The organism is Pseudomonas sp. App30 (genome assembly GCF_047947025.1).
GTDB lineage: Bacteria > Pseudomonadota > Gammaproteobacteria > Pseudomonadales > Pseudomonadaceae > Aquipseudomonas.
Genome location: NZ_CP133165.1, coordinates 4,984,536 through 5,008,568, shown reverse-complemented (window position 1 = coordinate 5,008,568; position 24,033 = coordinate 4,984,536). Strand labels below are relative to the sequence as shown.

The following is a 24,033-nucleotide window of genomic DNA, read 5'->3' as shown; positions in this document are numbered from 1 at the left end:
GCCGCAGGCGGCGTCCCCGGGCGCCATCGTGGTGCGGCCGGACGCAGCCTGCGGCAGCTGCTACGGGGATTGCGCAACGCCTAGCAGAACGGCGTGATGCTGTCGAGATATGGCGCCCCTCGCGCTTTGCGTATACTGCTAGGATGCATTCAAAGACTGCCTCACGCCCGCGCTTCGCCAAATGGCTGATCGCAACCGGTCTACTCCTACTGCTCAACGGCTGCGTCGACAAACCCAGCACGCTCGAGCGAGTCAAGGAGGACGGCGTATTGCGCGTGATTACCCGCAACAGCCCCGCCACCTACTTCCAGGATCGCAACGGCGAAACCGGTTTCGAGTACGAACTGGTCAAGCGTTTCGCCGATGACCTGGGGGTGGAACTGAAGATCGAGACCGCCGACAACCTCGACGACCTGTTCAACCAGGTGGGCAAGCCCAATGGCCCGGTGCTGGCCGCCGCAGGCCTGGTGGCCGACGACCAGCGCAAGACCCAGGTGCGTTTCTCCCACCCGTACCTGGAAGTGACCCCGCAGGTCATCTACCGCAACGGCCAATCGCGCCCCACCGACGCCAGCGACCTGGTGGGCAAGAAGATCATGGTGCTCAAGGGCAGCAGCCATGCCGCGCAATTGGCCGAGCTGAAAAAGCGTTATCCCGGCATTCAATACGAAGAATCCGACGCGGTGGAGGTCGTGGACCTACTGCGGATGGTGGACGAAGGTCAGATCGATCTGACACTGGTGGACTCCAACGAGCTGGCGATGAACCAGGTCTACTTTCCCAACGTACGCGTCGCCTTCGACCTCGGCGATGCCCAGCAGCAGCGCTGGGCCGTGGCCGCCGGCGAAGACAACAGCCTGCTCAACGAGATCAACAGCTACCTGGACAAGGTGCAGAAGAACGGCACCCTGCAGCGCCTGAAAGACCGTTACTACGGCCACGTGGACGTGCTCGGCTACGTGGGCGCCTACACCTTCGCCCAGCACCTGCAGCAGCGCCTGCCGCATTTCGAGAAACACTTCCACGCCGCCGCCAAGGACGAACAGGTGGACTGGCGCCTGCTGGCTGCCATCGGCTACCAGGAGTCCATGTGGCAGGCCGACGTGACGTCCAAGACCGGCGTGCGCGGGCTGATGATGCTGACCCAGAACACCGCCCAGGCCATGGGCGTGGCCAACCGCCTGGACCCCAAGCAGAGCATCGAGGGCGGCGCCAAGTATTTCGCCCTGGTGCGTGACCAACTCGACGACAAGATCGCCGAACCGGACCGCACCTGGTTCGCCCTGGCCGCCTACAACGTGGGCAGCGGCCACCTGGACGACGCCCGCCAACTGGCCAAGAACGAAGGCCTGGACCCCAACAAGTGGCTGGACGTGAAGAAGATGCTGCCGCGCCTGTCGCAGAAGCAGTGGTACCGCAAGACCCGCTACGGCTATGCCCGCGGCGGCGAACCGGTGCACTTCGTGGCCAACATCCGCCGCTATTACGACATCCTCACCTGGGTGACCCAGCCGCAGCTCGAAGGCGGCCAGGTGGCCGACAGCAACCTGCACACGCCGGGGGTCAACAAGGCCAAGCCGGCGCAGGACAACCCCTCCCTATAACCCGTAGCAGCGGCCGCAGGCCGCGTCCCCCACACCGCGGTTATGCAGGCCAATCGCGGGACGCGGCCTGGCGGCCGCTGCTACGGGGGCATTGGTGTCAGGGTTTGGCGCGGCGGGCCTTGAAGAATTCGCTCAAGATGGCCCCGCACTCCTCCGCCAGCACCCCACCCTCGATCATCACCCGGTGGTTCAAGAAGCCCTGGCTGAAGAACTGCCCCTGGCTTTGCGCCACGCCGGCCTTGGGCTCCAGCGCGCCATAGACCACGCGGCTGACCCGCGAATGCACGATCAGCCCGGCGCACATGCTGCACGGCTCCAGGGTCACGTAGAGCGTGCTGCCGGGTAGCCGGTAGTTGCTCGCTGCCTGGGCGGCGTTGCGGATGGCGACCATCTCGGCGTGGGCGCTGGGGTCGCTGCCACTGATGGGGCAGTTGAAGCCGCGGCCGACGATTTCCCCGTTGTGCACCAGCACGGCGCCGACCGGCACTTCGCCCATGGCCGCGCCCTGGGCGGCCAGGGCCAGGGCCTCGCGCATGAAGTGCTGGTCGCGGCTGCGGTCGACGATCAGAGACTGGCGCATCTCACGCCACCTCGATCGCGGCCATCAGGCCGGTTTCCATGTGGTCCACCACATGGCAGTGGAACATCCAGGTACCCGGGTTATCCGCCACCAGTGCCACCTGGGCGCGCTCGTGCTTGCCCAGCAGGTAGGTGTCGGTGAAGTACGGCACGATGGTGCGGCGATTGGATGCGATCACCTTGAAGGTCATGCCATGCAAATGGATGGGGTGCTGGTACTGGGTCATGTTCTTCAGTTCGAAAATATAGCTGTTGCCCCGTGTCAGCCGGGCAATGGGCCGGTCGGCGCAGGTCTTGTCGGTGATGTCCCAGGCCTGGCCGTTGAACTGCCAGAAGCTGGGCGGGCGGCCATTATCCCCTTGCACGGCCGCCGAGCCTACCCATTCCACGTTGAAAACCAGCTTTTCGGCACGGGCCAGATCGGGCTCGGCCACCGGGTTGGCCGGTAGCGGTGGTGGCCACACCCCCGGCGGCATGGCGGTGGCCACCGACCGCAGGGTGCCCAGCCGCACTGGGCCGTCACGCACCGCCACTTCTTCCCCCGCCGGTGGCATGCGCACCGCCACGCAGGCGCGCATGCCCGGCCCCAGCCAGTAATCCTCGCCGAACGCGCGAGGCTCGATGGGGTTGCCGTCCAAGGCGTACAGGCGCACCTGGTCAGTGCCACGGAAATTGAGCCGGTAGGTGGCCGTGTTGTCGACGTTCAACAGGCGCAGGCGCACGACCTGCCCTGCTGGCAGGTCAATCGTCGCCTGCGGCACGCCATTGATACTCGACAGCCGCCCCAGCGTACCCACTCGCGCCGCCTCGCGGGCCACGCTGAACGGCACGAAGGCGCCCTGCTCGTCTACGTGCCAGCTTTTCAGGCTCAGGGTGGCCTCGTGGGCAAAGCCGGTGGGCGCGCGCTCCTCGACAATCAGCGGCCCCACCAGGCCGCGGCCCAGCTGCTCGGTGCTGGCCACGTGGGGGTGGTACCAGAAGGTGCCGGCATCTGGGACGCGGAAGCGGTAGTCGAAATATTCCCCCGGCAGCACCGGCAGCTGCGACACGTAGGGCACACCGTCCATTTCCAGCGGCAGGCGAATGCCGTGCCAGTGGATGGTGGTGGGTACCGGCAGGTGGTTGATGAAACGCACCCGCAGCCAGTCGCCCTGGCGTACCCGCAGCTCGGCGCCAGGGGCCGAGCCGCCAAAGGCCCAGGCTGGCGTCAAATGGCCAGGTACCAGCTGCACGTCCAGGGGCGCGGCAATCAGCTCGTAGTCATGCCCTGCCCGCCCTCCAGGGCGGCCCAGCCAATAGCGCACCGCCCCGCCGCCGCCAACCCCTACCACCGCCAGGCCAGCCAGCCCGGCGAGCATTTGTCGACGCGTGAATACCATGGGCAAGGTCACCTCAGTGCTTGAAAACCGGCACGATACACCTTGGCCGGACGCCGGTTAGGCGCTGAAACATCTTGCCAATCAATATCCTCCAGGGTTACCGCACCCACACCCCACTAGCCCAGCACACTCGCGGCTTTCCCACGCAAGGAGGCACGCCATGACCCACATCCCCACCGCCGCCGACCGCCAGGCGCTGGTCGACATTGCCAAGCGCATCGCCGACACGATGCCCGACATGCGCCAGAAGGCCCGGGACACCGCCAACCAAGTGCTGCACCGACACACTGGCAAGTATGGCGAGCCGGACCATATCTGGTGGCACCGCTGGAAAAGCGGCAACACCAGCCACCTCACGTTCACCGGCTGGGAGCACTGGGGCAAACCCGTGCAGTCCCTGACGCTGCCGCAGCTGGTGATGCACCGCTATGAAAACTGGGACCAGGACAATGCCGACCTGCTGCACCAGTGGGGCGGTTTCTACAGCCAGGGCCCCAACGAGCGTGTCTACGACGAGAAGAACGAGATCCGCCTGGAACCCCAGGATGTGCTCAATGACTTCTGGGGCCTGGACTTCGCCGGCCATTACCGCGCCGACGTCGATCGTTTCTGGGCCAGCCATGAACAGGATTTTCGAGTCATGGCCAAGGCCAACTTCCTCGCCAAGGCGCTGGAGGAGCGCGAAGCGCGACGGATCTCGGACCCGCAGTTCCAGACCCTGGTCAAGGCCGTGGCCGGCGACTTTAGCTGGCCTGTGAGCCTGGCCGCCCTGCAAACCGAGGTGCCGCCAGCGCGGGAGCTCAAGGTCTACGCCTTCGACATTGGCGGGCGCATTGCCACCGATATCCTGCGCATCGTCGACCAGGACGGCTGGCAGTACCTGTACACCCCAGGCGAGGTGAACTGCTTCCATGCCTTCGAGACCGACCAGGACCTGTACTGGTGGGTATTGTCGCAAACCAACATGGCGCAGAACCGCGCCCGCTTCATGAGCCATTGGCCGTTGTCCGACAACGACGGAGACAACGCCCTGCACCACAGCCTCGACCTGCTGTTCTATGGCTGGGGTAAGGACCACGCAAAACCCATCAACCGCTTTCGCGTTGCCCTGCAGGAAGACCCCTTTACCTTCCTCACCGACACCAGCCGCCAGCGCATGTACGACGACATGGGCATGCTGCTGCATTCCAATGGCGACCTGCGCAAGCAAATGTGGATCGGCTACCTCAAGGCGTTCGGCCAGGCCTTCGGGGGCCTGGCCGCCCTGCACTGGCCTATTGCCCTGGCCGTGGTGGGCGCGGGCATTGCCGAAATGGGCCTGCACATCGACGAGGCCGTCAACGGCCACGACACTGCGCACCGCAAGGCAGCGGTGATCGAGGCCATCACCAGTGCCGTGGACGTGCTATTCAACGCAACCTACCTGTGGTCACCCGCCGAGGAGGTGATCACCGGCGAGCTTCACCCAGCGCAAACCCACATCGGCATGCAGGACATCCACCCCCAGCTACCGGCGCCGTATGCCGCCGAGACCGCCGAGCTGCTCAAGCCGCTGGAAACCAACGAGATACTGGGCGGCGGCGTGGGCACCGAAGGCAAGCGCCGTGGCATCTACCGCCACGCCGATGGCAAGGACTACATTGAGCTGGACGGCATCGGCTACCAGGTGCGCTGGGCCAATGACTTGGACCGCTGGGCGATCGTCGATCCCGCCAACCCCTACTCGTTCTATACCAGCGTGCCGGTTCAACTGAACGCGCAGGGGGAATGGCAGGCGTTGCAGCGGCTCAACCTCAAGGGGGGTGGCAAGTTCCTTGGCAACCTGCCTTGGGGTAATCCTGTCTCACGCCCCACTGCGCCCATCACCCCGACGTTTCGCTACGACATGCCCGAAGCGTTGCGCAGCCTGTTGCAAGAAGGCGCCGAAGGCTTGGGAGACAAGAAAATCAGAGGCTACGGCGACCTCAACAACCCAACCGAGCTACAAGCCTACGGGAAATTCGTCGCTGTGCGCGACGGCCTGAACACCGATGCCATCGCCTTCTTCCAGGAATTCACTCTACCCGCACGCCCGACCATTCCCGAACTGGACACCGTGGCCACGCAACCCACTATTATCAAGGGCATCTTGGCCAACACCGATGGCCTGGTGATCGGCGAGTCCCACAGCAGCGTAGCCAGCAAGAAATTCCTGATCGACAACCTGCCCCTGCTGGCCAAGCAGGGGGTGCGCACGCTGTACATGGAGCACCTGCTCACCGATTTCCACCAGGCGCACCTCGATACCTACGCCCGCACCGGCACCATGCCCGAACCGTTAAAACACTACCTGGTGGACATGGACAAAGGCTTCTACACCGACCCCTCCGGGCGCTACACCTTCCGGGAGCTGGTCAAGGCTGCCCGGCGCAATCACATCCGCATACAAGCCATCGACTGCATGGCCAGCTACCGCCTGGCCGGCCTGGATGATCCCACTCACACGCTGCGCCAGCAAACCATGAACTACTTCGCCCACACGGTGATGGAGGCCGATCGCAACACCCTTGGCGCAGGCAAATGGGTAGCACTGATGGGCAACACCCACGCCAGCACGTTCAAGGGGGTGCCTGGCGTTGCGCAGCTGGAAGGGGCCATGGGCCTGCGCATCGAAGACGTGCCCAGCAACGCCGCCCGCGGGATTCGCGTAGACACGGGCATGCACGCCTCCAGCTCCGGCTTTGACGGCCCGGGCGGGCTGGTCAAGGCCGACCTGTATTACCCGATGGGCACCTTGCGCCCTGGCCGCGACCTGGAGCTGGAACTGTCTGCGCCCGGCATGTTCACCATCGACACGCCACAGGTGTTCAAGGAACTGATCCACCGCAGTGGCGATGGCACGCTGGTGTATACCGAACTGCAGAAGGACGGCCAGCTGATCTACATCGAACGCCCCCGCTGGCCAACGGTGCACAACCGGCGCTTCGACAACACCCGTGAACTGATCACGGCGCTGACGATGATTGGGTTGAAGTACGTGGGGTAAGGCCTGTACTCGCTGGCCGCGATCTGGATGCGCAGCCAGCGAGAAGAACGAACGCGCCGCGTCAGAAGATCAGAAGAAAATCGCCGGGCTCACCGAGAATCGCTTGCTCAGCGCATCGATGTGATCCTTCGTGAGGTTGCGACCGCGACCATTGAGAATCTTCGACACCAGCGATTTGCTGCCGATCTCAGGCAAATCAGCCACGCCGAGGTGGTGTTGTTCCATGAGCAGCTTCAAGACGTCGACACCATTCATTTGAGCGACCTTGGCATCAAAGCTTTCAAAGGCCGGCGACTCACGCTCCCAGCGCTCGATGGAATTGGACAGAATCTCGATCAAGATCCGATTGGCATCGTAGTCATCTACCAACTGGTCCATCAGCGCCAACGCCTGGCTGTAGTCAGCGTCGTCACTTATATGGCCGATGAACGATGCACCTTCAAGCAGGGCACGGGCCCGCTCCTTGATTACCGAAATATCCATTTTATTCGCGCTCCTGCCGGTAGCGATTGCACAGCTTGTCGTATTCGCCATGGGGGACGATGTGCTTTACGTACATTCGATTATCCCGAAAGGCTATGAATGAGATCATTCGAAGGGTGTTGCCGCCAATATCGATAACCCACCATTTGTCCCGGTAACGAAAATTATCCAGGGACGGGAAAGCGCATCGAAGCTGGGTGGGCGTATCGAAATCGCCAGCGCGCAGCGCTTTGTAGGTTCGCGCAATGGCATCCGCCTGATTGGGGAATGCCTTGCAGGCGTCATCGAACGGCTTCTTGGAAATCACATGCATAGTCGAGCGAGTGTCCTTACTAGGATGGCGAATAGTTGACATTTTGTCAACCGCAATGGATCACCCTCTGCCTCCCTGCAAAGCGCGTCCACCGCCAAGGATACGTTCCCCCCATCCTCGAACATCGCGTAATCGTCACGAAATATGGCGGACGCTCCGGGACATTCGGGCATTACCTGCTTCCGTAAAAAAACCGCCCGGGGCCAAAGCCCCGGGCGGTTTTCATTTACTGCCATCGGCCCTCAGGCCAACCGCATCATTCCCACTCGATCGTCGCAGGCGGCTTGCTCGACACGTCGTAAGTGACGCGCGAAATGCCTTCGATTTCGTTGATGATGCGGCCGCTGACGGTTTCCAGCAGCTCGTAAGGCAGGTGCGCCCAACGTGCGGTCATGAAGTCGATGGTTTCCACGGCGCGCAGCGCCACGACCCAGGCGTAACGACGGCCGTCGCCGACCACGCCTACCGATTTCACCGGCTGGAACACCACGAAGGCCTGGCTGACCTTGTGGTACCAGTCGGCCTTGCGCAGTTCTTCGATGAAGATGTGGTCGGCGCGACGCAGCAGGTCGGCGTATTCCTTCTTCACCTCACCCAGGATGCGCACGCCCAGGCCCGGGCCCGGGAACGGGTGACGGTAGACCATGTCGTACGGCAGGCCCAGTTCCAGGCCCAGACGGCGGACTTCGTCCTTGAACAGCTCACGCAGCGGCTCGACCAGTTTGAGGTTCATTTCCTCAGGCAGGCCACCCACGTTGTGGTGCGACTTGATCACGTGGGCCTTGCCGCTCTTGGCGCCAGCCGACTCGATCACGTCGGGGTAGATGGTGCCCTGGGCCAGGTACTTGATGTTTTCCAGCTTGCAGGACTCGGCATCGAACACGTCGATGAAGGTGCGGCCGATGATCTTGCGCTTCTTCTCCGGGTCGGCTTCGCCGGCCAGGTTGTTCAGGAACTGGTCTTCGGCGTTGGCGCGGATCACCTTGACGCCCATGTTCTCGGCGAACATGGCCATCACTTGCTCGCCTTCGTGCAGGCGCAGCAGGCCGTTGTCGACGAACACGCAAGTCAGCTGGTCGCCGATGGCCTTGTGCAGCAGGGCCGCAACCACGGACGAGTCAACACCGCCGGACAGGCCCAGCAGGACGTTGTCGGTGCCGACCTGGGCGCGGATGTTGGCGATGGCGTCTTCGGCGATCTTCGACGGGGTCCACAGGGCTTCACATTCGCAGATGTCGAGGATGAAGCGCGACAGGATGCGACCGCCTTGCTTGGTGTGGGTCACTTCCGGGTGGAACTGCACGCCGTAGTAGCCGCGGGCGTCGTCGACCATGCCGGCGATCGGGCAGCTAGGGGTGCTGGCCAGCACGTGGAAGCCTTCCGGGATCTTGGTGACCTTGTCACCGTGGCTCATCCACACGTCCAGGCCGAACACGCCGTCGGCGTCGACGTGGTCTTCGATACCGTCGAGGATACGGCTCTTGCCGACCACGTCGACACGGGCGTAGCCGAATTCACGCAGGTCGGAACCTTCGACCTTGCCGCCCAGTTGCTCGGCCATGGTCTGCATGCCGTAGCAGATGCCGAACACCGGCACACCCAGGTCCCACACCGCTTGCGGTGCACGCGGGCTGTTGGCTTCGTGCACGGATTCCGGGCCGCCGGCCAGGATGATGCCGCGCGGGGCGAATTCGCGAATCGCTTCGTCGTCCATGTCGAAGGGGTGCAGCTCGCAGTACACGCCGATTTCGCGCACGCGACGGGCGATCAGCTGGGTGTACTGGGAACCGAAGTCCAGAATCAGGATTCGGTGGGCGTGAATGTCGAGGGCCATGACTAGTTCTCGTCAGTGGTAATCGGAAACAACACGGGGCTGCAATGAACAGCCCCGCCTAAAAATTCAGCAAGCGCCCGGGGCGGTGGCCGCGGGCGCTTGAGGTCAACCTACGCGATAGTTCGGCGCTTCCTTGGTGATCTGCACGTCGTGGACGTGAGATTCGGCCATGCCGGCACCGGTGATGCGCACGAATTCAGGCTTGGTGCGCATTTCTTCGATGTTGGCGCTGCCGGTGTAACCCATGGAGGAACGCAGGCCACCCATCAGCTGGTGGATGATGGCGGTCAGGGTGCCTTTGTACGGCACGCGGCCTTCGATGCCTTCGGGTACCAGCTTCTCGGCGCCAGCGGCCGAATCCTGGAAGTAACGGTCGCTCGAGCCCTGGGCCTGGGACATGGCGCCCAGCGAACCCATGCCGCGGTAAGCCTTGTACGAACGGCCCTGGAACAGCTCGATCTCGCCCGGGGCTTCTTCGGTACCGGCGAACATCGAACCCATCATCACGCACGAGGCGCCCGCGACGATGGCCTTGGACAGGTCACCGGAGAAGCGGATGCCGCCGTCGGCGATCAGCGGCACGCCCGAACCTTCCAGGGCGGCGGCGACGTTGGCGATGGCGCTGATTTGCGGCACGCCTACACCGGCGACGATACGGGTGGTGCAGATGGAGCCAGGGCCGATACCGACCTTGACGGCGTCTGCGCCGGCTTCAACCAGGGCCTTGGCGGCAGCGCCAGTGGCGATGTTGCCACCGATGACCTGCACCTGCGGGTAGTTGTCCTTGACCCAGCGCACGCGGTCGATCACACCCTTGGAGTGACCGTGGGCGGTGTCGACCACCACCACGTCAACGCCGGCGGCTACCAGGGCAGCAACGCGCTCGCCGGTGTCCTTGCCAGTGCCGACGGCCGCGCCGACGCGCAGGCGGGCCTGGTCGTCCTTGCTGGCCAGCGGGTAGGCCTTGGCCTTCTCGATGTCCTTGACGGTCATCATGCCCTTGAGCTGGAACTTGTCGTCCACGATCAGGACTTTTTCCAGGCGATGCTTGTGCAGCAGCTCGCGCACTTCGTTCTTGTCGGCGCCTTCGCGCACGGTGACCAGGCGCTCTTTAGGCGTCATCACTTCGCGAACGGTGGCTTCCAGGCGAGTTTCGAAACGCACGTCACGGGAAGTGACGATGCCGACCAGGTCGCCGTCGTGCAGCACCGGTACGCCGGAGATGTTGTGCTGACGGGTCAGCTCGAACAGGTCACGGACGGTGGCGTCAGCCTCGATGGTGATCGGGTCCTTGACCACGCCGGCCTCGAACTTCTTGACCTTGCGCACTTCGGCAGCTTGCTGCTCGATGGTCATGTTCTTGTGGATGATGCCGATACCGCCTTCCTGGGCCATGGCAATGGCCAGACGGGCTTCGGTAACGGTGTCCATGGCGGCGGAGACCAGGGGAATATTCAGCTCGATGCCACGGGTCAAACGGGTCTTCAGGCTGACTTCATTGGGCAGTACTTCGGAATAACCGGGTACGAGGAGAATGTCGTCGAAGGTCAGTGCTTCTTGGCTGATACGCAGCATCGCGGGGGCTCCCGAGCGGGAAAAATGGAAGCGCGCCATTATACTCATACATGCCCCGATGCTCAATGTAAACATCAGGGCAATTGCGTCGCACCCTAAAGATCGACGCGTACCACGCGCACCTTGCGTTCCAGGCGCTCGCCGAACTCGAAGAGAAATTCGGGCTTGAACCGCGCGTCGGCCCAGCCGTTGAAGATGAAGCCCAGGTTGGAAAACGCGCAGGGGTCGAGGAACAGGAAGCCGTTGATGTCGTCTTCATGGCGGCATTCGGGGCACATGAAGTTGTCGGTGTGGCCGGGCATCCATTCTTCCAGGCTGTCGAACAGCGCCTCGCCGATTTCCTGGCGGCACTCGGGGCAGCCGGCCTCTTCCTTGAAATTTTTAGTGGGGGTGAAGATGCAGCGCTTGGTCACCAGCTCCAGGCCGTTGACCTGCTGGCCGTAGGGCAGCAGCTCGGGGCGCTCGACCACGTTGCGGGCGCCCGGGCCGATGGCGTAGCCCATGCCGTTGCCGGTGCGGCCGCAGGTGGTCAGCTGTTCTTCGATGATGTTTTTCTGCCACAACCAGCGCAGCACCCGCCGGGCCTTGCCTTCGCGCCCGGGAAAACTGGAAATCAACGGGACGATAATACTTTGCGAACTCATGGAGGCAGACCTGCGTGTGGCGTGAATCCGCGCAGCATAAAGCCATGGGGGCGCAGGTCAAGCGCCCAGGTAGCGACCGATCAGCGCGACGCCGCTGGCCAGCACCAGCCAGTTCACCAGGCGCACGAAGGCTTCGCGGGACAGGCCCATGGTTACCCGCCGGCCGATCCACAGCCCCAGGGCCATGGCCGGCAACAAGGCTGCGCCCAGCACCAGCAGGGCGCCGTCGGTGTAGACGCCAGCGATCACGAACAGGCTCAGGCGCACCACCGTGCTGCAACTGATCAGCGCGCTCTGGGTGGCGCGGGCCGGTTCCTTTTCAAGGCGCGCGTTCAGATAAATGGCGTATAGAAAGCCGCCGCTGCCGAACAGTGCACCGAACAGCCCACCCACCAACCCCATGGGCAACGCCCAGATGGCCCGCAAGCTGGCGGGCCGCCGCTTCACCAGCAACCCGTACAGGGCGTAGGCCGTGATGAACACGCCCATCAACAGCAGCAACAAGCGCGATTGCAGGTTGAGCAGGAACACCACGCCAACGGTACAGCCCACCGCCATACACGGCAGCAGGCGCTTCAACTCGGCGCCGGCCACCGCCTTGCGCGACGGCAGCAGGTTGCCGAACGCGGCGATGAAATCCAGCAGCACCAGCAACGGGATGATCCGCGCCAGGGGCATGAAGCAGATCAACACCGGCCCGGCCACCAGCGCGGTGCCGAAGCCGGCGATGCCGAACACGACATAGGCAACCGCGACGCCCAGCAACATGCAACCCCAGTCCAGCCCGGTAAACGGCAAGGCGCTCAGCAACTCCATCAGCTATCCCCTCTCCTTGGTGGTGCATCATCGTAGCAGCGGCCCCCAGGCCGCGTCACAGGCACCGCCGTATGCCAGGGGTATCGCGTGGGCCGGGGACGCAGCCTGCGGCAGCTGCTACGGGGGCATGGCTCCGGCGGCGTATTGGCCTTATGATGCCCGCCATGAACAAAGACCCCTTTGCCGTACTCGGCCTGGACCGCGAGGTCCTCACTGTCAGCCAGCTCAACGGCCGCGCGCGCGTGCTGCTTGAAGACGTGTTCAGCAGCATCTGGGTGGAAGGCGAGATCTCCAACCTCGCCCGCCCGGCGTCCGGCCACGTCTACTTCACCCTCAAGGACAGCGGCGCCCAGGTGCGCTGCGCGCTGTTCCGCCAGAACGCCCAGCGCGTGCGCCAGGCGCTGAAGGACGGGCTGGCGGTGAAGGTGCGCGGCAAGGTCTCGCTGTTCGAGGGCCGTGGTGACTACCAGCTGATCCTCGACACGGTGGAGCCGGCCGGCGACGGCGCCCTGCGCCTGGCGTTCGACGCGCTGAAGGAAAAACTCAGCGGCGAAGGCCTGTTCAGCAGCGAACGCAAGGTCGCCCTGCCCGCCCACCCGCAGCGCATCGGCATCGTCAGCTCGCCCACCGGCGCGGTGATCCGCGACATCATCAGCGTGTTCCGCCGCCGCGCGCCGCAGGTCGAACTGACGCTGGTCCCCACCGCCGTGCAAGGCCGCGAGGCCATCAACCAGATCGTGCGCGGTATCCGCCTGGCCGATGCCGGCGGCTTCGACGCCATTATCCTGGCCCGTGGCGGTGGCTCGCTGGAAGACCTCTGGTGCTTCAACGAAGAGGCGGTGGCCCGTGCCATCGCCGCCTGCGTCACGCCGATCGTCAGCGCCGTAGGCCATGAAACCGACGTCTCCATCAGTGACTTCGTCGCCGACGTGCGCGCGCCCACGCCGTCGGCCGCTGCCGAGCTGCTGGCACCCGACAGCAGCGACCTGCAACGCCGTCTGGAAAGCCTGCAACGCCGCCTGCTGATGCGCATCCAGAACCGCCTGGCCCACGACCGCCTGCGCCTGGACGGCCTGACCAAGCGCCTGCGCCACCCCGGCGAACGGCTGCGCCAGCAGGCCCAGCGCCTGGACGACCTGGACATGCGCCTGCGCCGCGCCTTCGAGCAGCGCCTGAACCTGCGCCGGCATCGCCTGGCGCAGCTGGAAACGCGCCTGGCCGGGCAACACCCGGGGCGCACCCTGGCCATGCTGCGCCAGCGCATCGAAGGCCTGGCCGAACGCCTGCCGCGAGCCATGCGCGACGGCCTCAAGGCCCGCCGCGTGCAGCTCAACAACCAGATGCAGACCCTGCACATCGTCAGCCCGCTGGCTACCCTCAGCCGCGGCTACAGCATTCTGCTGGACGAACGCGGCCAGGCCGTGCGCCGCGCCGACCAGACCCGTACCGGCCAGCGCCTGACCGCCAAGCTGGGCGAAGGCGAGCTGCAGGTGCGGGTCGAAGACAACCACCTGACCCCGGTCACCCTCTCGCTCCTGGACTGAACCATGCCGCGCCTGCTGACCGCCCTGCTGTTGCTGTGCCTGACCTTCACCGCCCAGGCCGACAGCTACCTGACCCGCCTGCTGAACAAGCCGGTGCCCGGCGGCGTGGCCGTGATCGACCTGGGCAGCGGCGCCCAGGCGCCCAAGGCGTTCTTCGACGGCAAGCCGGTGCTGGTGGTGCGCGAGCAGCAGAACTGGCGCGCCATCGTCGGCCTGCCGCTGACCCAGAAGCCGGGCCCGGCGCGCATCACCACCGCCGACCAGCGCAGCCTGGGCTTCGTGGTGGGCAGCAAGCACTACCCCGAGCAGCACATCACCTTGAAGAACAACCGCCAGGTCAACCCCAACCCGGCCGACCTGAAACGCTTCGAGGTGGAACTGGCCGAACAGCTCAAGGCCTACCGCAGCTTCAGCCCCGGCACGCCCAGCAACCTGCTGCTGGACAAGCCGGTGAACGGGCCGCTGTCGAGCCGCTTCGGCGTGCGCCGGTTCTTCAATGGCGAAGAGCGCAACCCCCATGCCGGGCTGGACTTCGCGGTGCCCGCCGGCACACCGATCAAGACCCCGGCCGCAGGCAAGGTCATCCTGGTGGGCAACTACTTCTTCAACGGCAACACCGTGTTCGTCGACCACGGGCAAGGGTTTATCAGCATGTTCTGCCACATGTCGAAGATCGACGTGAAGGTGGGCCAGGACCTGGCGCGCGGCGCTGTGGTCGGCCGCGTGGGCATGACCGGGCGGGCGACGGGGCCGCACATGCACTGGAACGTCAGCCTCAACGATGCCCGCGTGGACCCCGCCATCTTCATCGGCGCGTTCCAACCCTGATAGCTGTAGCGCGCTGTCGAGCCTGCCCCCCTTTGCTCCCACCGTAGCAGCTGCCGAAGGCTGCGCCCCAGGCGGCGCGGTGCGTCAGAAGCCATGCGTTGCCTGCGACGCCGCCTTCGGCAGCTGCTACAGGAGCGAGTTAGCCCGCCCTGTTGAAATACTTCGACGCTTCCCTCAACTTCGCCTGCGTTTCTTCGCTGAATGATGCCACCTCCTCCTCGGTAACCAGCCCCCTCACATAAGCCGCCTGGAGACCAATAGAGGCATGTCCTCGCGAATGGGGAAAGTTATCGAACACCCGCACCACCTCCTCGTTACCCTGATTGCAAAGGTTTCGAACAGTCTGAAAATGCTCCCGCGCCGGCACCGAGTCATCCTTGGCCGCCGCCATCATCTGGCGCCGTAGCCGCTCATACAGGCGCTCAACGGCCAATGGGCGATATCGACTCCACAGTTTCCACTCAGCTTCCGTCATGACTCAGCTCCGCATTGCTTGACCAAGCCAATATACGAGATTGCGCGCGCCGAATCACAGCAACAATTTTCAATCAAAAAAAACCGATTATCGAGCACAAAAAACCACAAAAAAGCCAGCAGAGATAAGTTATCTCAAAGTTTTACAGATGCTTGCCATCCCCTGCCGCAATGGTTAGGGTTGAAGGCATGAAAACTCTTCACACCCTCATTCTCCTTCGTCAACACCGCTGCCTAAGCCTGGTCAGTGCACGACTGCCACGCTGAATCGCGTCGCCTCGCCCTTCTCTTTCAGTTTTAGCCGGCAGGCCCTTTTCAAGGCCGCACAACAAGGATTGCCCATCATGACCATGCTCAAAGACCCGTCTTCGAAATACCGCGCCTTCGCCCAGGTCAACCTGCCTGACCGCACCTGGCCGAACCAGACCATCACCACCGCGCCTATCTGGTGCAGCTCGGACCTGCGCGACGGCAACCAGTCGCTGATCGAGCCGATGGACTCGGCGAAGAAGCTGCGCTTCTGGAAGACCCTGGTTAGCGTGGGCGTGAAAGAGATCGAGGCGTCGTTCCCCTCGGCCTCGCAAACCGATTTCGACTTCGTTCGCACCCTGATCGAAGACAATCACATCCCGGAAGACACCACCATCCAGGTGCTGACCCAGGCCCGCGAAGACCTGATCGCACGTACGTTCGAGTCGCTGAAAGGCGCCAGGAAGGCCATCGTCCACCTGTACAACGCCACCTCGCCGTCCTTCCGCAAGATCGTCTTCAACCAGGACAAGCAGGGCGTGAAGGACATCGCGGTAAACGCGGCCAAGCTGTTCGTCAAATACGCGGCCCAGCAGCCGGAAACCCAGTGGACCTTCCAGTACTCGCCGGAAACCTTCAGCGCCACCGAACTGGAATTCGCCAAGGAAGTCTGTGACGCGGTGATCGAGGTGTGGAACCCGACGCCCGAGCACAAGATCATCCTCAACCTGCCAGCCACCGTTGAAGTCAGCACCCCGAACATCTACGCCGACCAGATCGAATGGTTCGGCCGCAACGTGTCGCGCCGTGATAGCGTGATCATCAGCCTGCACACCCACAACGACCGTGGCACTGGCGTGGCCGCCACCGAGCTGGGCCTGATGGCCGGCGCCGACCGCGTCGAAGGCTGCCTGTTCGGCAACGGCGAGCGCACCGGCAACGTCGACCTGGTGACCCTGGCCCTGAACCTCTACACCCAGGGCGTGGACCCGGAATTGGACTTCTCCGACATCGACGGCGTGCGCAAGGTGGTCGAAGAGTGCAACCAGATCCCGGTGCACCCACGTCACCCGTACGTCGGCGACCTGGTTCACACCGCGTTCTCCGGCTCGCACCAGGACGCCATCCGCAAGGGGTTCGCCCAGCAGAAGGACGACGCCGTGTGGGAAGTGCCTTACCTGCCGATCGACCCGGCCGACATCGGCCGCAGCTACGAGGCGGTCATCCGCGTCAACAGCCAGTCGGGCAAGGGCGGCATCACCTACCTGCTGGAACAGGAATACGGCATCAGCCTGCCGCGCCGCATGCAGATCGAGTTCAGCCAGGTGGTACAGGGTGAAACCGACCGCCTGGGCCTGGAAATGACGGCCCAGCAGATCTACGCGCTGCTGCACAAGGAATACCTGCAAGCCAACGCCCCGTACGCGCTGGTCAGCCACCGCCTGCAGGAAGAGAACGGCAACAGCAAGGTCGACGTCGAAGTGCACAGCGACGGCGAGACCGTGCACTGGCGCGGCAAGGGCAACGGCGCCCTGGAAGCCCTGGCCTCGGCCATGCCGGTACCGGTCGAGATCATGGACTACAACGAACACGCCATCGGCGCCGGCACCAACGCCAAGGCAGCCGCCTACATCGAGCTGCGCGTGGCCGGTGGCCGTGCGGTGCACGGGGTGGGCGTGGATGAGAACATCACCACGGCCAGCTTCAAGGCCCTGTTCAGCGCGCTGAACCGCTCGTTGAGCCAGCAGGAAGCGAAGGCGGCGTAAGCCTTCCACCCATAAAAAAACCGGCCCAGGTGGCCGGTTTTTTTATGGGCGAAATCAGGACAACGTGAAGGTGTCGGCATCCAGGTGCGCCGGGAAGCGCGTGCGGTAGGCGGCCAGCTCGGCGGCGCTCAAGGACACGTGGAACACGCCATCGGCCTCCCCCGCGCTCAGCAGGCTCTCGCCCTGGAAGTCCAACACCTGGCTGTCGCCGGTGTAGGCGAAGCCCTTGCCATCGGTGCCCACGCGGTTCACCGCCGCCACGTAGCACAGGTTCTCGATGGCACGCGCCGGCAGCAGCCGGTTCCAGTGCAGGCGGCGCGCGCCAGGCCAGTTCGCGGTGTACAGCAGCAGGTCGGTGTCCTGGGCGTCGCGGCTCCACACCGGGAAACGCAGGTCGTAGCAGATCAGCGGGCGAATGCGCCAGCCGTTCAGCTCGAACTGCACCTGGCGCTCGCCGGGGGTGTAGTGCTTGTGCTCGCCGGCCATGCGGAACAGGTGGCGCTTATCGTAATGCAGCAGCTCGCCATCGGGCCGCGCCCACAGCAGGCGGTTGCGATGGCTGCCGTCAGCCGCCTGGATGATCACGCTGCCCGTCACCACCGCGTTCAAGCGCACGGCCTGGGCACGCAGCCACTTGCTGGTGGGGCCGTGCTCAGGCTCGCACAAGCTGGCCGAGTCCATGGAAAAGCCGGTGGTGAACATCTCCGGCAGAATGATCAGGTGCGCACCGCGGGCCTGCTCCAGCAGGGCCTCGAAGTGCTCGAAATTGGCTGTGCGGTCGTGCCAGGCCAGGGTGGTCTGCACCAGGGCCAGGTTCAGGTTCGCCAGCGTACTCAAATCACGCATAGTTTCTTCGCCGCTTCCCGCAGCGTCTCCTCGCGTTTGGCGAAACACAGGCGTACCAGGCGCTGTTCCGGGATGGGTGTCTGGTAGAACACCGACACCGGAATAGTCGCCACGCCGTGCTCGCGGGTCATCCACAGAGCCATGTCGACATCGTTCAAGTCGGGGCGGATCTGCGAGTAATCCACCAGCTGGAAATACGTGCCTGCCACCCGGGTGAAGCTGAACCGCGACCCTGCCAGCAGGTCGCAGAACAGGTCACGCTTGGCCTGGTAGAACCCGGGCAGTTCTTCAACATGCTCGGGGCAGGCCGCCATGTAGTCCGCCAGCGCCCATTGCAACGGGGTGACCCCGCAGAAGTTGACGTACTGGTGGACCTTGCGCAGTTCCGCGCTCAAGGCCGGCGGGGCAATCACGTAACCGGTCTTCCAGCCGGTGACGTGGTAGGTCTTGCCGAACGAGCTGACCACGAAAGCCCTGGAATAGAGCGCTTCGTTGGCCAGCACGCTGGCATGTCTGACCCCATCGTAGACCAGGTGTTCATACACTTCATCACTGATCAGGTAGATATCGCGACCTTCGATCAGTTGCGCCAGCTGGTCCAGCTCGGCGGCGCTGATCAGCGCGCCGCTGGGGTTGTGCGGGCTGTTGAGGATGATCATCCGCGTGCGCGGGCTCAGGGCATCGCTGAGCTGCTGCCAGTCGATGGAAAAATCCCTGGGGTCGAGCTGCACATGCACGCAGTGGCCGCCAGCCAACTCCACGGAGGGCTCGTAGCTGTCGTAGCAGGGGTCGAAGACGATGACCTCGTCACCGGCACGCACCACGGCCTGCACCGCGCAGAAGATCGCCTCGGTGGCACCTGGGGTGATGGTGACTTCAGTGTCGGCGCTCACGCGCGCGCCGTACTGGCGCAGCACCTTGGCCGCCACCTGCTCGCGCAGGGCCGGCAGCCCGGTCATGGGCGCGTACTGGTTGTGGCCAGCGTTGATATGCCGCACCACGGCATCACGCAGGCCCTGGGGGCCGTCGTAGTCGGGGAAACCTTGGGACAGGTTGAGCGCGCCGGTTTCGGCGGCGAGCTGGGACATGGTGGTGAAGATGGTCGTGCCGACATTCGGCAGCTTGCTGGTGATCATCGGGCCTATCCCTGACAGCTGGGGAGCCCAGCAGGATAGCCCAACGAACAGCGGGAAAACCAGTACAGATCAAAACGCCGTAGCCGCTGCCGCCAGGCTCCGCTGGCCCTTGAGTTCCCTGGAGATCTCCAGTGCAGAACAGGGCCAGCGCAGCCTGGCGGCAGCGGCTACAGGTATCGCGAAAACCGGGGAATCAGCGCTTGTCGCGGCGTTTCTTGTCGGCTTTCTTGTGGTGCGACATCAAGCGGCGCTTCTTGTTGACCTGGCGGTCGGTCAGCGTGTTCTTGTTGCCTTCGTACGGGTTGTCGCTGCCCTTGAACTCGATGCGGATCGGCGTGCCGACCAGCTTCAGGACGCGGCGGTAGGTGTTTTCCAGGTAGCGAACGTAGCTGTTCGGCACCTTCTCCACCTGGTTGCCGTGGATCACGATCAGCGGCGGGTTGGCACCACCCAGGTGGGCATAGCGCAGCTTGATGCGGCGGCTGTTGACCATTGGCGGCTGGTGCTCCTGCACCGCGTCCTCGAGGATCTGGGTCAGGCGGCTGGTCGGCCAGCGAGTGATCGCCGACTTGAACGAGGCCTGCACCGAACCGTACAGGTTGCCCACGCCAGTGCCGTGCAGCGCCGAGATGAAGTGGATGTCGGCGAAGTCGACGAAGAACAGCCGGCGCTCCAGCTCGGTCTTCACGTAGTCGCGCTCGCTCGGCTGCATGCCGTCCCACTTGTTCAGGGCGATGACGATGGCGCGGCCCGACTCCAGGGCGAAGCCCAACAGGTTCAGGTCATGGTCCACCACGCCTTCACGGGCGTCCATGACGAAGATCACGACGTTGGCATCCTTGATGGCCTGCAGCGTCTTGACCACCGAGAACTTCTCGACTTCTTCATGGATCTTGCCGCGCTTGCGCACACCGGCAGTGTCGATGAAGGTGTACTTCTCGTCGTTGCGCTCGAACGGGATGTAGATGCTGTCACGGGTGGTGCCGGGCTGATCGTAGACGATTACCCGCTCTTCGCCGAGCATGCGGTTGACCAGGGTCGACTTGCCCACGTTTGGCCGGCCGATGATGGCGATCTTGATGCCATCCTTCTCGCTCGGGCCAGGAATGCGCACCTGTTCTTCGCCTTCGGCGACGCCTTCGGCCAGGTCTTCCTCTTCCACATCACGCGGGAATTCGCCCAGGGCGGCTTCCAGCAGGGTGTTCACGCCGCGGCCCTGGGCACCGGCGACGCCGATGGCGTGGCCCATGCCCAGCGGGGCGAATTCGGCGCGGGCCATTTCCGGATCGATGTTGTCGATCTTGTTGGCCACCAGGATGGAGCGCTTGTTACGCTTGCGCAGGTGCTCGGCAATCATCTGGTCGGCGGCGGTGAAACCGGCACGGGCATCGACCAGAAACAGCACCACATCGGCTTCTTCGATGGCCAGCAGCGACTGCTCGGCCATCTTTTCGTCCATGCCGTGCTCGTCACCGGAAATACCGCCGGTGTCGATCAGGATATAGGAACGCCCTTGCCAGTGCGCCTCTCCGTATTGGCGATCACGGGTAAGACCAGACAGGTCGCCGACGATGGCGTCGCGGCTTTTGGTCAGGCGGTTGAACATGGTGGACTTGCCGACGTTCGGTCGGCCCACCAGGGCGATTACGGGAACCATTAGGCTCTCCACTGCGTTATTTCAGAAAATACAAAGGCCGCTGCAGGCAGCGGCCGGAGTTCGTGGCGGCATGCGAACATGCCGTGGCCCCTGCCTGGGGCGGGGCCGCTGGAGGCCATGACTGACCTCCAGCATAGTCAAAGCCTTACTTGATGGTGAGGGCTTCGAGCTTGCCGCTGTTGCCGAACACGTAAATCATGTTCCCGGCCACCAGCGGACGGGCGCGCAGGCCGTCACTGTCAATTTTCTCACGACCAACGAAGCGACCGTCGACCTGGCTCAGCAGGTGCAGGTAGCCTTCGAAGTCGCCTACCGCCACGTAGCTGGAGAACACCTCGGGTGCCGACAGCTGGCGGCGGGCCAGTTTGTCGTTGCTCCACAGGGCGGTGGTGGTTCGCTCGTCGACGCCTTCCACGGTGCCGGAAGCCAGCGCCACGTAGACGCTGCCGAAGCCCTGGGCCACGCCGGCGTAGCTGGAAGCGTCACGCTGCCACAGCACACGGCCGCTTTCCAGGTCCAGGCCCGCCATGCGGCCCTGGTAGCTGGCGACGTACAGGGTACCACCGGACAGCAGCAGGCCGCCGTCGATATCGACGACACGCTCAAGTTCCGAGCGGCCCTGCGGCACGGCGATGCGTTGTTCCCACACCGGCACACCGTTGCTGATGTCCAGGGCAACGACCTTGCCGGTGGACAGGCCAGCCACCGCCAGGTGGTTGGTGACCAGCGGGGCACTGGTGCCACGCAGGGTCAGTACCGCAGGCGTGCTGTCGTAGATCCAGCGCTGGGTGCCGGTGCTGGCGTCCAGGCCGACCAGGCGGTCGTCCTGGGTCTGCACCACTACCACGTCGCCGTTGTTGGCAGGCGGTGCGAGCACTTCGCTGCCGACCTTGGCGCGCCATTTGACTTCACCGTTGGTGGCGTCAAGGGCGATGACTTCACCGCTGATGGTGCCCAGCATGACCAGGCCGTAACCGACGCCGACCGCGCCCGACACCGAGGTGTTGAGGTCTTTCTTCCAGATCACGTCGCCGTTCAGGCGGTTCAGGTCCATGACCGCGCCGGTCACGTCAGCGGCGTAGATGCTGTCGTTCTCGATCGCTGGAACCAGCATGTTGTAGGTTTCGCCCTGACCGTCACCGATCGAACGACTCCACTCCTTGTGCAGGACCACTTCTTCCTTGAACTTGGTCAGCTCGGCAGGAGGCAGTTCCTTCTTGCTGTTGCTGCTGCAACCCGCGGCCAGAATGGCCAGAGCCAGCAATGCTGCATGTTTCCAACGGATCACGTCACGCATCTTTTTTCGCCAGGTCGTCGAGTTTGATTTGCAAGCCACCCACCGCTGCCTCATCGGACAGGGCTGCCTTGGCCTTCTGGTACGCCGCATACGCGTCGTCAGTACGGCCCAGCTGCACCAGCAGGTCACCCTTGAGTTCCTCGCGGCTGGCCAGGAACGCCTTGTCGGCGTCGCCGTCCAGCAGCTTCAGGGCGTCTTCGGCCTTGTTCTGCGCAGCCAGTACCTGAGCCAGGCGCTGACGGGCGATCTCGCCCAGCATGGCGTCCTTGGGCTTGTCGACCACGGCCTTGAGCTCGGTGGCGGCATCGTCCAGCTTGCCGGCGTCCACGGCCACCTTGGCCACGAACAGGCTGCCGTACTGCGCGTACTCGCTGTTGCCGTACTCGGTCTTGAGCTTGTTGGCCAGGTCCGCCACCTGCGCGGTATCAGGCTTGCCGGCAGGGTTCAGCGCGGTTTCCAGCAGTTGCTGGTACAGGCTGGACGCACCTTGCGACTGGTTGGCCTGGTACTTGTGCCAGGCCTGCCAGCCAAATACCACCACCAGGGCCAGCAGCACGCCGGTGACCAGAGGCTTGCCGTTACGCTGCCAAAAGTCCTTCAACTCGGCGAGTTGTTCATCTTCGGTACTCGACACCCCAATACTCCTATTTCGCAAATTCGGCCTGAAGCCTGCCTCAACCCTGCACGACGCAAGTCGCCAGATGCTCACCCAGAGCATCCCAGGCAATGTTTTGTTGTTCGCCCTGGCCACGCAGGGGTTTGAAACCTACCACTTGTTGCGCCAGTTCGTCGTCCCCCAGGATCAAGGCGTAGAGCGCACCGCTCTTGTCCGCCTTCTTGAACTGGCTCTTGAAGCTGCCGGCACCGGCGTTGACCTGGATGCGCAGCTGCGGCAGTGCATCGCGCAGGCGCTCGGTCAGGGCCAGGCCGGCCAGTTCGGCCTGCTCGCCAAAGGCGCACAGGTAAACGTCAACGGTACGGGCGATGGACTCGGGCACCTGCTCCAGGGTTTCCAGCAGCAGGATCAGGCGTTCGATGCCCATGGCGAAGCCAACGCCGGTGGTGGGCTTGCCGCCCATCTGCTCGACCAGGCCGTCGTAGCGGCCGCCAGCGCACACGGTGCCCTGGGCGCCGAGCTTGTCGGTGACCCACTCGAACACGGTCTTGCTGTAGTAGTCCAGGCCACGCACCAGCTTGGGGTTGATCACGTAGGGAATGCCGGCGGCGTCCAGGCGGGCCTTCAGGCCTTCGAAGTGCACGCGCGACTCTTCGTCCAGGTAATCGGCCAGCTTCGGCGCGTTCACCAGCACGGCCTGGGTCTCAGGGTGCTTGGTGTCCAGCACGCGCAGCGGGTTGGTCTTCAACCGGCGCTGGCTGTCTTCGTCGATCTGGTCCAGGTGCTCGGTGAGGAACGCCACCAGCGCCTCGCGGTAGCGACCGCGGGCCTCGGAGGTGCCCAGGCTGTTGAGCTCGAGCTTCACCGCGTCGCGGATGCCCAGGGCACCCCACAGGCGCCAGGTGAGCACGATCAGCTCGGCGTCGATGTCCGGGCCGTCGAGGTTGAACACCTCGCAGCCGATCTGGTGGAACTGGCGGTAGCGGCCTTTCTGCGGGCGCTCGTGACGGAACATGGGGCCCACGTACCAGAGCTTCTGCACCTGGCCACCGCCGGTGATGCCGTGCTCCAGCACCGCGCGCACGCACGCCGCCGTGCCTTCGGGGCGCAGGGTCAGCGAGTCGCCGTTGCGGTCCTCGAAGGTGTACATCTCTTTCTCGACGATGTCGGTGACTTCGCCGATGGAGCGCTTGAACAGGTCGGTGAACTCGACGATCGGCATGCGGATCTGCCGGTAGCCGTAGGTGTCCAGCAGCCCTGCCACGGTGCCTTCGAAGTAGCGCCACAGGGGCGTCTGGTCGGGCAGGATGTCGTTCATGCCACGGATGGCTTGCAGCGTCTTACTCACGAGAAATCCTTAGTGTTCTG

At 64.1% G+C, this 24,033-nt stretch carries 20 protein-coding genes; 5 read left to right on the top strand and 15 right to left on the bottom strand.

The window, feature by feature from the left end; translation table 11 throughout:
• The first annotated feature begins 143 nt into the window (after nt 1–143).
• On the top strand, nt 144–1,604 hold the full coding sequence (gene mltF / locus RAM80_RS23180) for a membrane-bound lytic murein transglycosylase MltF (RefSeq protein WP_416422749.1): 1,461 nt from the start codon (nt 144–146) through the stop codon (nt 1,602–1,604).
• 97 nt (nt 1,605–1,701) lie between these two features.
• On the opposite strand, the gene tadA is transcribed toward mltF, so the two are convergent.
• Both tadA and RAM80_RS23170 read right to left on the bottom strand, forming a co-directional pair.
• Complete coding sequence (gene tadA / locus RAM80_RS23175) at nt 1,702–2,184, bottom strand: tRNA adenosine(34) deaminase TadA (protein ID WP_416422748.1); 483 nt, start codon at nt 2,182–2,184, stop codon at nt 1,702–1,704.
• 1 nt (nt 2,185) lies between these two features.
• On the bottom strand, nt 2,186–3,562 hold the full coding sequence (locus RAM80_RS23170; RefSeq protein WP_416422747.1) for a multicopper oxidase family protein: 1,377 nt from the start codon (nt 3,560–3,562) through the stop codon (nt 2,186–2,188).
• A gap of 160 nt (nt 3,563–3,722) precedes the next feature.
• Here RAM80_RS23170 and RAM80_RS23165 point away from each other — a divergent pair, with 160 nt between their 5' ends.
• Nucleotides 3,723–6,587 (top strand): dermonecrotic toxin domain-containing protein, encoded by a 2,865-nt coding sequence (locus RAM80_RS23165; RefSeq protein ID WP_416422746.1) that lies wholly within the window; start codon nt 3,723–3,725, stop codon nt 6,585–6,587.
• A 69-nt stretch (nt 6,588–6,656) separates the two neighbouring features.
• On the opposite strand, the gene RAM80_RS23160 is transcribed toward RAM80_RS23165, so the two are convergent.
• The 6 genes from RAM80_RS23160 to RAM80_RS23135 all read right to left on the bottom strand — a co-directional run bounded on the left by RAM80_RS23160 (nt 6,657) and on the right by RAM80_RS23135 (nt 12,252).
• Entirely contained in the window at nt 6,657–7,070 is a 414-nt protein-coding gene (locus RAM80_RS23160) for a helix-turn-helix domain-containing protein (RefSeq protein WP_416422745.1), read from the bottom strand.
• Nucleotide 7,071: 1 nt separating this feature from the next.
• Nucleotides 7,072–7,383, bottom strand: coding sequence for a type II toxin-antitoxin system HigB family toxin (locus tag RAM80_RS23155; RefSeq protein WP_416422744.1), 312 nt, complete (start codon nt 7,381–7,383; stop codon nt 7,072–7,074).
• A gap of 256 nt (nt 7,384–7,639) precedes the next feature.
• A complete protein-coding gene (gene guaA / locus RAM80_RS23150) occupies nt 7,640–9,217 on the bottom strand; it encodes a glutamine-hydrolyzing GMP synthase (protein ID WP_416422743.1) in 1,578 nt (525 codons plus the stop codon).
• A gap of 105 nt (nt 9,218–9,322) precedes the next feature.
• Nucleotides 9,323–10,792, bottom strand: a complete 1,470-nt coding sequence (guaB, locus tag RAM80_RS23145; RefSeq protein WP_027978918.1) for an IMP dehydrogenase — start codon at nt 10,790–10,792, stop codon at nt 9,323–9,325.
• Between the two features lie 95 nt (nt 10,793–10,887).
• A complete protein-coding gene (locus RAM80_RS23140) occupies nt 10,888–11,436 on the bottom strand; it encodes a sugar ABC transporter ATPase (RefSeq protein ID WP_416422742.1) in 549 nt (182 codons plus the stop codon).
• Between the two features lie 57 nt (nt 11,437–11,493).
• Nucleotides 11,494–12,252, bottom strand: a complete 759-nt coding sequence (locus RAM80_RS23135) for a TSUP family transporter (RefSeq protein WP_416422741.1) — start codon at nt 12,250–12,252, stop codon at nt 11,494–11,496.
• A 164-nt stretch (nt 12,253–12,416) separates the two neighbouring features.
• Here RAM80_RS23135 and xseA point away from each other — a divergent pair, with 164 nt between their 5' ends.
• Nucleotides 12,417–13,796 (top strand): exodeoxyribonuclease VII large subunit, encoded by a 1,380-nt coding sequence (gene xseA / locus RAM80_RS23130; protein ID WP_416422740.1) that lies wholly within the window; start codon nt 12,417–12,419, stop codon nt 13,794–13,796.
• Nucleotides 13,797–13,799: 3 nt separating this feature from the next.
• Nucleotides 13,800–14,624 carry a peptidoglycan DD-metalloendopeptidase family protein gene (locus tag RAM80_RS23125; RefSeq protein ID WP_416422739.1) on the top strand — a complete coding sequence of 275 codons (825 nt, stop codon included), beginning with the start codon at nt 13,800–13,802 and terminating at the stop codon, nt 14,622–14,624.
• A gap of 139 nt (nt 14,625–14,763) precedes the next feature.
• On the opposite strand, the gene RAM80_RS23120 is transcribed toward RAM80_RS23125, so the two are convergent.
• Entirely contained in the window at nt 14,764–15,099 is a 336-nt protein-coding gene (locus RAM80_RS23120) for a hypothetical protein (protein ID WP_416422738.1), read from the bottom strand.
• A gap of 343 nt (nt 15,100–15,442) precedes the next feature.
• Between RAM80_RS23120 and leuA the strand changes: the two genes are divergently transcribed.
• Nucleotides 15,443–17,113, top strand: coding sequence for a 2-isopropylmalate synthase (gene leuA / locus RAM80_RS23115; RefSeq protein WP_416422737.1), 1,671 nt, complete (start codon nt 15,443–15,445; stop codon nt 17,111–17,113).
• A gap of 54 nt (nt 17,114–17,167) precedes the next feature.
• Here the strand turns inward: leuA and RAM80_RS23110 are convergent, their stop codons facing one another.
• The 6 genes from RAM80_RS23110 to hisS all read right to left on the bottom strand — a co-directional run bounded on the left by RAM80_RS23110 (nt 17,168) and on the right by hisS (nt 24,013).
• Nucleotides 17,168–17,959, bottom strand: coding sequence for an amidohydrolase (locus RAM80_RS23110; RefSeq protein WP_416422736.1), 792 nt, complete (start codon nt 17,957–17,959; stop codon nt 17,168–17,170).
• Nucleotides 17,947–19,095, bottom strand: a complete 1,149-nt coding sequence (locus RAM80_RS23105; RefSeq protein WP_416422735.1) for a pyridoxal phosphate-dependent aminotransferase — start codon at nt 19,093–19,095, stop codon at nt 17,947–17,949. The genes RAM80_RS23110 and RAM80_RS23105 overlap by 13 nt, the downstream gene beginning before the upstream one ends.
• A gap of 193 nt (nt 19,096–19,288) precedes the next feature.
• Nucleotides 19,289–20,752, bottom strand: a complete 1,464-nt coding sequence (gene der / locus RAM80_RS23100) for a ribosome biogenesis GTPase Der (RefSeq protein ID WP_416422734.1) — start codon at nt 20,750–20,752, stop codon at nt 19,289–19,291.
• 145 nt (nt 20,753–20,897) lie between these two features.
• Nucleotides 20,898–22,049 carry an outer membrane protein assembly factor BamB gene (gene bamB / locus RAM80_RS23095; RefSeq protein WP_416422733.1) on the bottom strand — a complete coding sequence of 384 codons (1,152 nt, stop codon included), beginning with the start codon at nt 22,047–22,049 and terminating at the stop codon, nt 20,898–20,900.
• Nucleotides 22,042–22,683 carry a YfgM family protein gene (locus tag RAM80_RS23090; protein WP_416422732.1) on the bottom strand — a complete coding sequence of 214 codons (642 nt, stop codon included), beginning with the start codon at nt 22,681–22,683 and terminating at the stop codon, nt 22,042–22,044. Before RAM80_RS23090 ends, bamB begins: the two co-directional genes overlap by 8 nt.
• Nucleotides 22,684–22,723: 40 nt before the next feature.
• The gene (hisS, locus tag RAM80_RS23085; protein ID WP_416422731.1) at nt 22,724–24,013 is read right to left on the bottom strand and encodes a histidine--tRNA ligase; all 1,290 of its coding nucleotides are present in this window, start codon (nt 24,011–24,013) and stop codon (nt 22,724–22,726) included.
• Between the last annotated feature and the right edge of the window lie 20 nt (nt 24,014–24,033).